General features: G+C 52.5%; 8 protein-coding genes and 2 pseudogenes. 9 read left to right on the top strand and 1 reads right to left on the bottom strand.

Annotated features, from left to right (window positions below):
• Positions 1 to 48: 48 nt before the first annotated feature.
• The 7 genes and pseudogenes from ACEN8Q_RS11820 to ACEN8Q_RS11790 all read left to right on the top strand — a co-directional run bounded on the left by ACEN8Q_RS11820 (position 49) and on the right by ACEN8Q_RS11790 (position 10,477).
• Positions 49 to 951: a transporter gene (locus ACEN8Q_RS11820; protein WP_413421245.1), complete on the top strand. Its 903-nt coding sequence runs from the start codon at positions 49 to 51 to the stop codon at positions 949 to 951.
• A gap of 659 nt (positions 952 to 1,610) precedes the next feature.
• Entirely contained in the window at positions 1,611 to 3,314 is a 1,704-nt protein-coding gene (locus tag ACEN8Q_RS11815) for a DUF1302 domain-containing protein (protein WP_413705244.1), read from the top strand.
• 12 nt (positions 3,315 to 3,326) lie between these two features.
• On the top strand, positions 3,327 to 4,688 hold the full coding sequence (locus ACEN8Q_RS11810) for a DUF1329 domain-containing protein (protein ID WP_413705243.1): 1,362 nt from the start codon (positions 3,327 to 3,329) through the stop codon (positions 4,686 to 4,688).
• Positions 4,689 to 4,765: 77 nt separating this feature from the next.
• A complete protein-coding gene (locus tag ACEN8Q_RS11805; RefSeq protein WP_413705242.1) occupies positions 4,766 to 5,869 on the top strand; it encodes a WD40/YVTN/BNR-like repeat-containing protein in 1,104 nt (367 codons plus the stop codon).
• Between the two features lie 4 nt (positions 5,870 to 5,873).
• Complete coding sequence (locus ACEN8Q_RS11800; protein WP_413705241.1) at positions 5,874 to 8,288, top strand: efflux RND transporter permease subunit; 2,415 nt, start codon at positions 5,874 to 5,876, stop codon at positions 8,286 to 8,288.
• Positions 8,289 to 8,542: 254 nt separating this feature from the next.
• Positions 8,543 to 9,619: pseudogene (locus ACEN8Q_RS11795) on the top strand (HAMP domain-containing protein); the annotation flags it as partial.
• Positions 9,614 to 10,477 carry a methyl-accepting chemotaxis protein gene (locus ACEN8Q_RS11790; RefSeq protein WP_413705492.1) on the top strand — a complete coding sequence of 288 codons (864 nt, stop codon included), beginning with the start codon at positions 9,614 to 9,616 and terminating at the stop codon, positions 10,475 to 10,477. The pseudogene ACEN8Q_RS11795 and the gene ACEN8Q_RS11790, both read left to right, overlap by 6 nt.
• 224 nt (positions 10,478 to 10,701) lie before the next feature.
• On the opposite strand, the pseudogene ACEN8Q_RS11785 reads toward ACEN8Q_RS11790, so the two are convergent.
• Positions 10,702 to 11,133: pseudogene (locus ACEN8Q_RS11785) on the bottom strand (site-specific integrase); the annotation flags it as partial.
• 302 nt (positions 11,134 to 11,435) lie between these two features.
• On the opposite strand from ACEN8Q_RS11785, the gene ACEN8Q_RS11780 reads away from it, so the two are divergent.
• Complete coding sequence (locus ACEN8Q_RS11780) at positions 11,436 to 12,323, top strand: NAD(P)-dependent oxidoreductase (protein ID WP_413705240.1); 888 nt, start codon at positions 11,436 to 11,438, stop codon at positions 12,321 to 12,323.
• Positions 12,324 to 12,346: 23 nt separating this feature from the next.
• Entirely contained in the window at positions 12,347 to 13,834 is a 1,488-nt protein-coding gene (locus tag ACEN8Q_RS11775) for an aldehyde dehydrogenase family protein (protein ID WP_413705239.1), read from the top strand.
• Positions 13,835 to 13,870: the final 36 nt, after the last annotated feature.

Here is a 13,870-nt window from a genome sequence, read left to right as displayed (position 1 = left end):
TTGCGTCAATTTCCATTGCTAAGAACAAAAACAAGAAAGGAACGTGTGATGAAGACTCCCGCTGATTTTCGCCAGGTGATTTGTTTTGGTGTATTGCTGTTTGCCGCCAAATCGATGGCGCTTGAAGGAGGTGCTTCAAGTTATCCATTGGGTATTGTAACTGTCATGAGTGGGGCAGTAGGTGCTCCAGGCGAAACCCATGCCTATACATACAATAAAACTGTTGCCATAGATTCAATTCGCGATGGACAAGGAAGTAAGGTATTTCAAAAGGCTAAAGGAAGAGTTCACTCTCATGCTTTGAGAGTAGTACACACGCTTGATGGGCCAACACTACTTGGCGGGAACGTATCATTGCAGCTCGCAGTTCCTTACGTTGCCGGTCACCTGGATATTCCTGCATTGGGAGCATTTGGTAGAGACTCCTCGAATGGAATGGGCGACCCATTATTCGGTGCCTTGGTCAGTTGGCAGTCTCCAACCTATCTTCATAACATTGAGTTAGATTTTGTAGCGCCTTGGGGTAAATATGATGAACATGCCTTGATTAATCCAGGAAGCAATAGTAAGGCAATTTATGCTGCTTACGCCTTTACGTGGTTTCCAATGCCGAAAGTTGAGGTTAGCTCGAAGATCAGTGTTAACTATAGTTACGAAAATCCAAAGACTGACTATAAATCTGGAGTGCAGGTCGTTGCAGACTATGGATTTAACTATCGGCTGACCCAGAACTGGCTGGCAGGTATTGGTGGGTATTTATCGACCCAGGTGAATGATGACCAGTCCCAGGGGAATGATGTAGGTAATCGAACCAAATCCATAAAGGTCGGCCCGCAAGTGGGCTACGCAAGTCGGGATTTTGGAATAGTACTCGGCTATCAAAAAGATGTTTATGCTCGAAATACTTCGGAGGGCGACACGGTGATGCTCAATGGAATGCTTAAATTTTAATTAGGTGCTGCAACTTTACGCTTGGCTTCTAGTGCAAGCGTTTTTTTAATAAAATCATTGTGGCGATTTAGCTTTACGGCCCTTGACGCCACCTACCATTCAGCGCGTATCGATTCCCAGAGTATAGAGAAGCGATACGTGACGCTATTTTGTCCCCTTCAGGTTGACCTCTAAACCTTAACTTTTCTTGCAGTCATCTTGCAGAACATGACAAATGGGAACGCACTAAACGGTACGTTCTGTTTTATTTGTGCTTGTCGCCGCTTAGCAGATGAATGGTGAGATTGCGCCTGCGCGTCGCCTGTTAACACGGCAGGAAAGGGGGCGGCGACTTCCCAATCTCAAAAGATTACAACTATCTCTCCTTTAGCGCTTTCTGCTGGTGGGTCCGCGGATTTTGAGGCTGCCGGGGTACGCTATGCCAGCCAAAATCCCCCCAACAGGGAACCGTAGGCAAAACACCTCACCCTGGGCTTGACAGGCCTGGTTGATAGCTGTAAGTATACGAAACGTCCCGTATCGTTAAATCTTATGGGAATGGTCATATCGCTGGTGCTCGGTGAGACCCGGGTAGGTATATGAGTTTTTGGAAGGAGCGGTTAAGCAGCGTCAAATTTAAATTTAGCGAAGCCTAATACAAAAACAAAAGAGGTTCGTATATGCGTGTAATCAAGTCTACTGCGTACTCATATCCGTCGCCTTCAGGGCGGCCAAAGTTCTTATCATGCGTTCTCGCAGGTGGTGCGCTGAGTGTGATATCGATGAGTGCCAGTGCATTTCAAATTGATACGGGTGACAACGATCTTAGTGCACGCTGGGATAACACCCTCAAGTACAGTTCTGCATGGCGTCTGAAGGACCCAAGCAGCAAGCTTTCGAAAAGCCAAGTCAGCCTGAACCAGGATGACGGTGACCGTGCTTTTGATAAGGGCCTCATCTCTAACCGTTTCGACCTGCTCTCGGAAATGGATATCGGTTACCGCAATTTTGGTGGTCGTCTAAGCGGGGCAGCCTGGTTCGACACCGAATACCAGAAGGACAACGATAACAACAACCCCGCGCGCGCGAATCAGGTGTCGGTTGCCTATGACGAATTCACTGATGACACTCGACATCTACACGGCGGTGATGGTGAGTTATTAGATGCATTCGTCTATTGGAATGGTGAAGTTGCGGATCGAGCTTTGTCCTTTCGTTTGGGTCGGCATGGCCTAATTTGGGGGGAAAGTCTGTTTTTCGGGTCCAACGGGATTGCTGGCGGAATGGCTCCGGTGGACGTGGTAAAGGCTATTTCAGTACCCAACACCCAGTTCAAGGAAATCACCAGGCCAGTCAGTCAGTTGTCTACTTCCTACCAACTTACTGATGAGCTTTCGTTGGGTGCGTTCTATCAGTTTGAGTGGGAACAAACACGACTACCTGCGGCGGGTAGCTATTTTTCCACGCTCGACATGATGGGAGAGGGGGCTGAGCGCCTTATTGTTGGTGAGCCATTCCCGGATTTTCTCGGTGGTAATCCAAGCAGCCCCGCGGCCTTTTTTCATGGTAAGGACAAAAAAGCCCGGAATTCTGGACAGGGTGGCCTGCAGTTGCGCTATGCAGCAGAAACTGTCGATTACGGGCTTTATGCTATCCAATACCACGATAAAACCCCCCAGTTGTACCTGCGCCCTGGCGTAGGCGCCCCTAATTTTGCAACCGGGCAAGTAGGTGAGTTCTTCTGGGTGTATCCGGAGGATATACGCGCACTGGGTGCAAGTTTTACCACATCAGTGGGTGAGTATAACTTTGCCGGGGAAGCGTCTATGCGCTGGAATATGCCCCTGGTATCGAATGGTCAGGTCGTACTGCCTGATGTAGAAGCTGACAACGACAAGCATCCACTGTACGCGGTCGGGCGGACTGCCCATGTGAATTTGAACGTGCTCGCTTCTCTCGAGCCAACTTTCATATCCAATGAGGCTAGCTTGATCGGTGAAATTGCCTGGAATCGTTTGTTGAAGGTTACTGAAAACCGATCGGCACTGGATCCGAATGCTACAGACGACGGGGTAGGGCTCAAGTTGGTGTATACACCAACTTATCGTCAGGTCTTCCCAGGCATCGACCTTGGTGTTCCGCTGGGCGTCAGCTATTTCCCTATGGGTAAGTCTGCTGTAGTTGGCGCTTTCGGTCCTGATAAAGGTGGTGATTTCAATATCGGTGTAACCGCCACCTATCTTGATCGTGTCACTTGCGGTTTGACGTACACACATTATTACGGTCCATCTGACACTACGCTCAATGAGGCCAGCCAGTTTAATTATAAGCAATCATTTAAAGATCGGGATTACCTGGCCTTCTCTATCAAGAGCACTTTCTAAGAGGACTTGAGCATGATTTCTCGAATTAAATTCAGTGCCGCTTATTTTTTCATAGTGAGTGCTGTTGCTTTCAGTGCGTCCGCGATGGCTACCGGAGTAGATGATTTAGGTAAAAGCCTGACTCCCTTTGGCGCTGAGCGGGCTGGTAACGCGGATAAAACTATCCCGGCATGGGAGGGTGGATATACCACCGTTGATCCGTCGTATCAGAAGGGTGGTAAACGTGGCGATCCTTTCGCCGCGGATAAACCACTGTTCAGCATTACTTCGAAGAACATGGCTCAATACGCAGATAAGTTGAGCGATGGTGTTAAAGAAATGTTCAAGCGGTATCCAGACACCTATCGAATGGATATCTACCCAACACGTCGAACAGCAGCGGCTCCGCAGTGGGTATATGACAATACAGTCAAGAATGCGGTTAATGCCAAGCTGGTAGAGGGGAGCGCGGGTCCAATGCCCGAAGGGGCTTATGGCGGCATCCCATTTCCGATTCCGAAAAATGGTGACGAGGCGATGTGGAACCATCTGCTGAGTTGGAGCGGTACTTCCATTACGCGGGACGCTCGCTTTTATTTGATGACTGCCGATGGTCAACAAGTAATGACTACCGATGGTAAGGCTATCCAAGAGATGCCGTATTACTTTCAGGATGGCTCGGCGCAGACTTTCGATGGCGATTACTGGATGATTCGCCTGCTTAATATTGGCCCACCGATTCGTGCTGGTGAGCAGGCGATGGATCGGGCCAATCTCAATGCCGATAAGTCACAGACGCATATCTACCTTGCCGGTCAACGGCGAGTGCGCAAGGTACCTAACTCCTGTTGCGACACGCCAGCGCCTTCAACAGCAGGCGTGATGGCCTATGATGAACTGTCCGTTTATAAAGGGCGGCTCAACAGGTTCAATTGGAAGTTGGTAGGGAAAAAGGAACTATATATTCCCTATAACACCAATAAGTTCTTTACCGCAGGCAAACCGGAAGACGTACTTGGTAAGCGGCATCTTAATCCTGACGTCTTGCGCTGGGAACTGCATCGTGTGTGGGTTGTCGAGGCAAATCTGAAGCCTGGCGAGCGCCATCAAATGGTTAAAAGCCGTTACTACCTGGATGAAGATACCTGGCAAGCGTTGTTGGGCGATCGTTGGGATGCAAGTGGTCAATTGGCCAAAACACTGTGGGCGCTACCGGCAGTCATGCCAGATATCCCTGCCCAGGCTTCTGTCTCGTCGGGGTTCTATGACTTTATGTCCGGTACTTGGTTTGTACTTGACCTGCTCACTGGACAGCCCTCGCAATGGGGGATTGTCGATCGTTTCAAGAAGTCTGACTTCTCGCCAACAGTAATGGCGGGGCAGGGTGTGCGTTAACGCTAATACTCTCTGAAAAGCTCCGACAATCTCGGTTGTCGGTGCTTTTGCAACACGCGATTCAAGAGATAATAAAAATGATAATAAACAGTCGTTTAAGTGCCTTGGCATTAGCTTTGGCTTTGTCTGCTATAGCTTCGCTTGCTTGTGCTGAGGGTGGTGCCGTTGGCTCTGTCCTGAGCTCACCGGCGATGCAAATCGCCACACCCGCTCATGCTGTTCTGATTGATTTGGCACGTGCTGGTGATCGACTGATTGCGGTTGGTGAAAGAGGCGTCATTGTACTTTCCGATGACAATGGCCAGTCCTGGCGACAGGTGCAGGTACCGGTCTCAGTCAGTCTGGTTGCGGTTCAGTTCATCGATGACAAACATGGCTGGGCAGTCGGACACGGTGGCACCGTGTTGGCCACTGCGGACGGTGGTGAGCGCTGGAGCCTCCAGCTCACGGGTATACAGGCTGCAGAGATTGAGTTGAAGGCAGCTCAAGATAACAAGGCTGATGCAGTCGATGCCGACACAGCTGATATGCGCATTTCCAATGCCGAACGCCTGGTAGCAGATGGGCCGGATAAACCATTTCTTGCGCTGCATTTTCTTGATACCAGGCATGGCCTCGTAGCCGGCTCCTACGGAATGGTTTTTTCTACTCAGGATGGTGGGGCAACATGGCAGTCGCTGATAGGCCGCATCGAAAATCCGTCGCTTGTACACATCTACGCGATCGCTCGGAAAGACCACCTTTGGTTCCTGGCCGGTGAACAAGGTTATGTAGCTCGCTCAACAGATGACGGAGAGTCTTTCTCTCAATTGCCAAGCCCATATAACGGTAGCTTTTTCACCGCCAATATACGGGGTGACGGAGCTCTGCTGATTGCGGGTCTTAAAGGCCATGCCTATTTGTCATCTGATGATGGTGCCAGCTTTAATCAATTGAAGGTGGCTTGGCTGAATTCGATCAGTAGTTCCACTCGATTGCCAGATGGAAGTGTATTACTAGCCAATCAAACTGGAGATTTGTTCAGTAGCTCCGCCTCAAATGGTTTAGCACTTAATCCGGTGGGCAATCCGCTGGGAATTCCCGTGAGCAGCATTGTTGAGGCGGTCGACGGTAGTCTGATTGCCTCCGGTTTTGCTGGATTGTCACGTTTTTCACATCCCGCCACTGAAGTTTCGGAGTGAGCATATGAATTCCGCTCGTCATCCTTCCCTGCCTGAGTCAGGCATATTTGATCCAAGGTCAGGGACCTTGGTTGAGCGTGCTCTATTCAACCATCGCCACTGGGTGCTTCTGCTATGTCTACTGACGACGGTCCTGCTCGGCTGGCAATCCACTCGACTGGGATTGAACGCTAGTTTCGAGAAGATGATCCCGACTGGTCATCCCTACATTGCCAATTATCTAGCCAATCAAAAGGAGCTCTCCGGACTCGGTAATACGGTGCGTATCGCTGTTGCCAACAAGAAAGGGGATATCTACGACACTGATTACCTGCGTACTTTGCAGTCCATGAACGATCGTATCTTTTTGCTGCCAGGCGTGGACCGCGTTTACATGAAGTCGCTATGGACGCCTTCCACCCGCTGGGTTTCGGTGACGGAGGATGGGCTCGATGGTGGACCGGTCATTCCTGACAAGTACGACGGCAGCCCTGCATCCCTCGCTGAGTTACGCAGCAATGTGCAGTTGTCCAACGAGATAGGCCAACTGGTAGCCTTCGACCAACGGTCCAGCATCATTTCCATTCCTTTGCTGTCACGCACGCCGGACGGCCAGCCGCTCGACTACGCCAAACTTTCTGCTCAGCTGGAAGCGCTTCGCGCCGAGTTTCAAAGTGACAACATTGACATTCACATCACGGGGTTCGCAAAGAAGGTAGGTGACCTGATAGATGGACTGGGGCAAATCATGCTGTTCTTTGCCGCCGCCATCGCTATCACGACAGTAGTGCTATATGGCTACACCCGATGCCTGCGGAGCACATTTCTGGTTGTGCTTTGCTCAGTAGTGGCGGTTGTCTGGCAGCTTGGTTTGCTGCCGTTGCTGGGGTATGAGCTTGACCCATATTCGGTCCTGGTGCCCTTTCTGGTGTTTGCCATTGGCATGAGTCATGGTGCCCAGAAAATGAACGGAATCATGCAGGATATTGGTCGTGGAATGCACCGAGTGGTTGCCGCGCGCTTCACGTTTCGTCGACTGTTTCTTGCCGGCCTGACTGCGCTGCTTTGTGATGCGGTGGGTTTCGCCGTGTTAATGATCATTCAGATCAAAGTCATTCAAGACTTGGCCATTATCGCCAGCATTGGCGTTGCCGTGCTGATTTTTACCAACCTCATTCTGCTACCCGTCCTGCTCTCCTATATCGGCGTCAATCGCTGCGCGGCCGAACTGAGCCTCAAGAGCGAACGGGCAGAGCAGAGTGGTCAAGCGCGACACGGTTTTTGGCGATTCCTTGATCTTTTCACTCGCAAGCCATGGGCCTTGGTCAGCGTGGGTGTCAGCCTGGTGGCTGCTGTGCTGGGTTTTATGGTCAGCTTGCATCTGGCCATTGGCGATCTGGATGCGGGTGCGCCAGAGCTCCGTCCGGATTCGCGTTATAACCTGGATGATGCCTTCATGACGCGCAGCTACGGAGCCAGTAGTGACCTGTTCGCGATAATGGTGAAGACGCCGAAAGGTGCCTGCTCTCGCTACGACATCTTACGTAAGGTCGACGATCTGGATTGGCAGTTGCGTAGTTTGCCTGGGGTAGATTCAACGAACTCCATGGCGCTGCTAAATCGTCGTATGTTGGTGGGGCTGTCTGAGGGCAACTCGAAGTGGTACGAGCTGCAAAACAACCAGGCAATGCTCAACATGATTACCGCCAGCGCGCCGCGTGGACTTTACAACGAGTCCTGCAGCCTGCTGACGCTTTACGTTTTCCTTAAAGACCATAAGGCCGAAACTCTTACGCGCCTGGTAAATCACGTCGAGGCTTTTGCAGCGGCTAATGACACCGATGAAGTCAAATTCCAGCTTGCCGCCGGTAATGCGGGAATTGAGGCGGCAACGAACATTGTGGTTAAAGAGGCCAATCGCGAAATGCTGTTTTGGGTGTACGGCGCAGTTATTTTGCTCTGCCTCATCACCTTCAGGTCTTGGCGAGCGACTTTGTGTGCCGTAATTCCGCTCATGCTCACGTCGATACTGTGTGAGGCATTGATGGTCGGGTTAGGTATTGGCGTAAAAGTGGCGACCTTGCCGGTAATCGCTCTAGGTGTCGGTATCGGGGTTGATTACGCGCTGTATGTAATGACCATCATGCTGGGTTTCTTGCGCGAAGGAAAAAGCCTCTCCGAAGCTTACTACCGAGCCTTGGTCTCCACTGGGAAGGTTGTAATGCTCACAGGGATAACTTTGGCGATAGGTGTTGGTACCTGGATATTTTCCCCCATCAAGTTCCAGGCTGACATGGGTGTGCTCCTGGCGTTCATGTTTGTCTGGAACATGGTGGGGGCTCTTCTCCTGCTGCCGGCACTGGCTTACTTTCTTTTGCCTTCCACACCCCGCAGCGATGCTTCCAGCAGCAAGGTGGCCAACGCCGGTGGCGTTGAGTGAACAACCTACTTCAGGTCAACCACTGCGTCTGCACAGCGCCAACGCCTGATCGGCGCGCCACGGCGTATTACGGTTGATCAAGGGCTTTCACAACAACTGCCGTGGAGGAATATAGCGCCCGGATAATCCTGGACCTGGTTCAGGCTTATCCGGCCAGTGACGCTGCCTCCGTCGGCAAAGCAGTAGTGGCTCCGCCAATGGGCATATTTTCCTGTTCCTGGGTGCACCACCACTAGCGTGAAGAGGAGATTTGTATGTCTTTAGTGAGCCGGCTACTGGGTAATCTCTCGGTAGGAGCCAAGCTGTCGATCGGTTTTGGGTTGGTGTTGCTATTCACTCTCGGGGTGGGGATTACCGCCTTCCATTCTTTGAGTCTGTTAGGGCTTCGTGGTGAACAACTTCGTACCGAGGATTGGATTCAAACGTTGATCCTGCAGGCTCGTATCGCGGAAAAAGAATATGCGCTGAGTCTTTCTCCTCAGGCGCAGGATCAAGTGCGAGGGGCAGTTGAGCAGCTCACTCGGCATTTTGATGGCCTCTCCCAAAAAAATAGCGCCGACATCGCGATGCAGGATGCGTCCAGCGACTATTTAAAGCAGTTCCTAAGTTATGCCGAGTCTCTTCAGCAAGCACGAGAGGCTCGCATGCGCATGCAAACACTCGCGCAGACAGCGGGAGAAAGCTTCACCTTGGTATTTCTCGACCAGTTGGATGCGTTGAGTGCGCAACAGGAACGAGGTACCCCTCCGGACAGCGGGCAACTGTTGTTGCTGGAACAGACCGCTGCTCTGCGTGACAAGCTGGCCAGGCTCCGTGACAGTGAGCTGTATTATTCGTTGGATGGTGAGGAGCGCTTCCGTAGCGATTGGGAGATGAGCATGAGCGACCTGCTGTCTTCGATGCAGGTGCTCAATCTCGATGATCAGGAGAAGGTTTCGCTGCAGGCTGCAAGTCACGCACTGGGAGATTATCGAAAAGCCTTCGAACAGTTTGTTGCCAGCCGCAAGCAAAGCGCTCGTAGCAGCGAAGCGATGAACATGCAAACTCAGCAAGTCAGCGAGTTGTTGGATAAGGCCAACCAATTTCAGAGCCAGGCGATACAACGCGATAGTCGCAACGCATACAGTCAGCTTGGCCTCATTAGTCTACTGGCGTTAGCGCTGGGTATTGGCGCGAGTTTATTAATACGTCATTTGATACTGCAGCCGTTGCGTCGGGCTGTTCATCTTGCCCAGCAGGTTGCCGCAGGTGATCTGAGTTGTGTGCCTGATGGTGCAAGCGTTCGACACGATGAGCTTGGGCAGCTATTGGATACCGTCAATAGCATGCTAGGTAGTCTGAGAGGCCTGGTGGGTCGAATTGGTACCGGGGTAGGCCTGCTCAATGGAACAGCAGGGAGCCTGGCAGAAGTTATTCAGCGCAGCAGCCGGGGAGTTGAGAGACAACGACAGGAGACTGAAATCGCCGCTACCGCAATGCAACAGATGAATGCGATGGCCGGCGAAGTCGCACGTAACGTCAAGGACGCCAGTGCTGCAGTAGCCCTTGCTGATGACCAGGCGCGCGAAGGTGACGACTTAGCACGCCAAGCGGGGTCCAAGATCAACCAACTGGCTTTGGAAATGACCGGCTGCACTGACGCAATGCAATCGTTGCTGGCAGAAAGTACTGCTATTGGCGGTGTGCTTGATGTGATTAAAGCTGTAGCAGAACAGACTAATTTACTGGCGTTAAATGCGGCCATAGAAGCCGCGCGAGCAGGAGAGCACGGTCGTGGATTCGCTGTAGTAGCTGACGAAGTGCGTGGTCTGGCACGCCGCACGCAGAGTTCTACCGCCGAAATCGAAGACTTGATCAGTCGCCTGCGTGGCGTCGCCCAGCAGGCAACTGAACGGCTACTGGGTAGCCATGCACTGACAGGTGAAACAGTGATCCTTGCTGGTCAGGCATCTCAGGCGTTGACACGAATTACTCGCGCCGTTTCGAGCATTGAACAGATGAACAAACAAATCTCAGGGGCCGCGGAGCAACAACGGATTTTGGCGGAACAGGCTAGCCAGAACATAGTTCGGGTGCGCGAGGTGGCAGAGGAAAGCGCCCAAGAAAGTGAGAAGTTGCAGATTTTGACGCTTGAACTCCAGCGGGTGGATCAGGAGTTGAATGCAGCGGTCGGTCACTTTCGCACATAAATATTAACGATTAAGGCGAAAGATGATCGTCGTTGGATGGCTGAATCAATGTCGAGCAGGCTGCCATGGTCGAGGCTCAGTTGTTCGCTTGGGGATGGCGATTGGTGGGGGAAGTTGTCCGTTGATCGTCTCAAAGCGTTGGATTTTCTGGCCCATGAAATCGACTTGGTACAGCAACTGCATCACCTGCTGGGGTAAAGATGGCGGAGGTGTGTCTCAAGTCCCTACAAATCATCCTGGTCGATCATGATCTCAGAGAGCTTCTCGCTCAGCAGGCTCCAGGCTGCTTTTTTCTCTTCGGCATAATCATGATGTAAGTAGTGCCGGCGGACCCGAGAACCTGCGAGCACATGGTTCCGGCAGCGATCTATCACGTCAAGGCTTATGCCCCAGGCTTGCATCATGGTTGCTCCTGTTCGTCTCAAGTCATGGGGTGTCCATTCTCCATTCGCACCATCGGACAACACCAGGGTGTCATTATGTCGGCGACGGGAAAGCAGTTTGCGATTTTTGAAGCGTGATTGGCGGTCTCCCACCTGTTTGCTGACGACCTTGAGATCGACATGCCCATCATGATGCTTTACGGGGAAGCACCATTGAGAGTGTCCCGTGAGCAGCCGAAGCTTGCTGAAATAGTGGGTCACGAACACAGATACCTACAAGCAAATTTACACGAATTGCACGCACCATCGCAGTGCGCAAGATGGTCTACAAAAGGTCTGGCACTAAATCCGCCCGTCTGAGCTGGAACAAATAAGGACTGACCGTCTAGTGATCGCATGCACCGACAATGTGCGCCGCCTAAAAGGAAAGATTTCCTTTCCATATACGAAAAAATAAACAGCTTTTTTTTCCTTTCTGTGTCTCGCATATTCGATCTGCACCGCGTTTTTCAGTACGGCACTAGCCCGGGACTGAATCACGTTTCAGATACCTACAAGAATTTTTCGAGGCACAGATGAAACTCGCATTTATAGGCGTTGGACGAATGGGGTCGCGTATGGCGGCTCGCCTTGTCGAAGCTGGCCACGAGGTCCGTGTTTTTGACCCGAACTCAGAGGCGGTCAGCGAGCTAGTTAAAGTCGGAGCTGTCGCAGCGCAAAGCCCGGCCGGTGCAGCAGAAGGTGCAAACTTCGCGCTGTTGAGTTTGCCAAGTCCCAAGACTTTGGTAGATGCCGTAACAGGCGCCTCCGGTGTGCTCAAAACCATTTCTGCGGGCACTACAATCATCGATTTCAGCACCGTTGATCCCGCTACTTCCAAGGCTATGGCGCTTGAGTGCGCGAAGAAAGACGTATCTTTCATCGACAGCCCAGTCAGCGGTGGCGTTGCCGGTGCCGCATCGGGCAATTTGGTTTTGATGATTGGTGGTAAAGATTCCGTCATCGAAAACGCCCGTCCCGTCCTGGAAGTGCTTGCAAGCCGTATCGTTAAGTGCGGCTCAATTGGCGCAGGCCAGCTGACCAAACTAAGTCACAACCTGCTGACCGCCATTAACACGGTCGCGCTGGGTGAGGTGCTCTCGGTCAGCGTCAAAGCCGGCGCAGATCTCAAAGTTCTGTGTGATGTTTTCAGCGCAGGGCTGGCTGGCAGCAAAATGCTGGATTACCTCCCTCGCACGCTGTTCACCGAAGAGCGTCCCGCCAATTTCGCGATCGACCTGATGCACAAGGACATCTCCCTGTGCCTGCAGGAGTTCGCCAGTTACTCGATGCCTCTGGGGCAATTGGTCCTGCAAACCTATAACGCTGCACGTCTCAAAGGTCTTGGCGGAAAGGATTCGACTTCCGTCAACGAGCTGTACGAACAGTTGCTGGACCTTCGTCTGAGCCTGCCTGCCGCCTGAACATGTACTCGAGGAAAATTCAAATGACTGCGAATCAGATTAAAGTAGTTCTGCCTGATGCAGGCATCACGGGCTTGTTCGTGAATGGTGAGTGGCGCAAACCGGCGAAAGGCAAGTTCCTTTCCGTGGAAAACCCCTGTTTCCGTAACGAACTGGCCCGCGTCGGGGCAAGTGATGAACAGGATGTTGCCGCGGCAGTTGCCGCAGCGAAAGCTGCTTTTCCGGCTTGGCGCAAGCTGGCTGCTCGAACTCGTGGTGCGCTGTTGACAGAGCTGGGCAACCGCATCACCGCCAACGTGGAAGAGATCGCTCGCGTCTTGGCTGCCGAAACCGGTAATGCCCTGCGTACCCAGAGCCGCCCTGAGACCCAAAGCGCTGCTGAGGTCCTGCGTTACTACGGTGGCACCATCGCCGAGCAGAAAGGCGAAACCCTTCCCCTTGGCCCAGGTCTGTTCAGTTACACCACCCGCGAACCGCTGGGTGTCGTCGGTGCAATCATTCCTTGGAACTCACCGCTGGTACTGGCCGCTGTGAAGATCGCTATGGCACTGGGCACGGGTAATACACTCGTGCTCAAGCCGGCGGAGGATGCGCCACTGGCAGTGTTGAAGATCATTGAATTGGCCGCTGACCTGTTCCCTGCGGGCGTACTCAACGTTGTGACAGGTACTGGCATTGAAGCCGGCGCTTCACTGTCGAAGCATGATGATGTCGCCAAGGTCTCGTTTACCGGTTCCTTGGAAGTCGGCCAATTGATCGCCCATGCCGTAGCCGACCGTATTGGTCGCGCTACTCTCGAGCTGGGCGGCAAGAGCCCTTGTATCGTCTATCCGGACGCAGCAACCCCTGAGCGCATCGATACCACCGTCAACGGCATCATCGCTGCCATGCGTTTTGCTCGCCAAGGGCAATCGTGCACAGCAGGTTCCCGCCTGTTCGTTCACCGTTCGGTCTGGGACGAAGTGATGACTCGCGTAGTCGCCGAAGTGCGCAAGCTTAAGGTCGGCGACGCGTTGGACGAGTCAACAGATATCGGCGCTGTGATCAATGCGGAGCGCTACACCGAAATCCGCGAATTCATCAAAGAAGCATTCCAGCAAAACGCCGAGGTGCTGACTGGAGATGTTCCTGAGGCTTTGGGTGTGGCGAAGGGTTACTACCCGCAACCTGTAATTTTGACTGGCGTAGACAACTCCTGGCGTGTGTGCCGAGAGGAAATCTTCGGTCCAGTGCTCGTGGCCATTCCGTGGGATGACGAGGAGCAGGTAGTTCAGTGGGCCAACGACACCGTTTACGGTTTGGCAGCATATGTGTTCACCAATGATCTGACCACCGCGATGCGCGTCACTGGCCAGATCGACGCCGGCTGGCTGCAGGTCAATCGCGCAGGTGGGCAGATTCCAGGGATGTCATATGGCGGTGCCAAGCGGAGCGGCATCGGTGCGGAATATTCGATTGAAAGTGCACTGGAGAGTTATACATCGCGTAAGAGCGTCACCATCAACGTATAAAAATTATTAGCGCATGGCCGATGCCATGCGCACCCC

This window comes from Pseudomonas sp. Pseusp16, from assembly GCF_047324915.1.
GTDB lineage: Bacteria > Pseudomonadota > Gammaproteobacteria > Pseudomonadales > Pseudomonadaceae > Aquipseudomonas > Aquipseudomonas fluorescens_CD.
Note: the sequence above shows the minus strand (reverse complement) of the source record. Positions and strands in the feature narration are given on the sequence as shown.

Coding starts and splice junctions, on each gene's coding strand:
- ACEN8Q_RS11820 (WP_413421245.1), top strand. CDS start 49: ATGAAGACTCCCGCTGATTTTCGCCAGGTGATTTGTTTTGGTGTATTG.
- ACEN8Q_RS11800 (WP_413705241.1), top strand. CDS start 5,874: ATGAATTCCGCTCGTCATCCTTCCCTGCCTGAGTCAGGCATATTTGAT.
- ACEN8Q_RS11805 (WP_413705242.1), top strand. CDS start 4,766: ATGATAATAAACAGTCGTTTAAGTGCCTTGGCATTAGCTTTGGCTTTG.
- ACEN8Q_RS11810 (WP_413705243.1), top strand. CDS start 3,327: ATGATTTCTCGAATTAAATTCAGTGCCGCTTATTTTTTCATAGTGAGT.
- ACEN8Q_RS11790 (WP_413705492.1), top strand. CDS start 9,614: ATGCTAGGTAGTCTGAGAGGCCTGGTGGGTCGAATTGGTACCGGGGTA.
- ACEN8Q_RS11775 (WP_413705239.1), top strand. CDS start 12,347: ATGACTGCGAATCAGATTAAAGTAGTTCTGCCTGATGCAGGCATCACG.
- ACEN8Q_RS11780 (WP_413705240.1), top strand. CDS start 11,436: ATGAAACTCGCATTTATAGGCGTTGGACGAATGGGGTCGCGTATGGCG.
- ACEN8Q_RS11815 (WP_413705244.1), top strand. CDS start 1,611: ATGCGTGTAATCAAGTCTACTGCGTACTCATATCCGTCGCCTTCAGGG.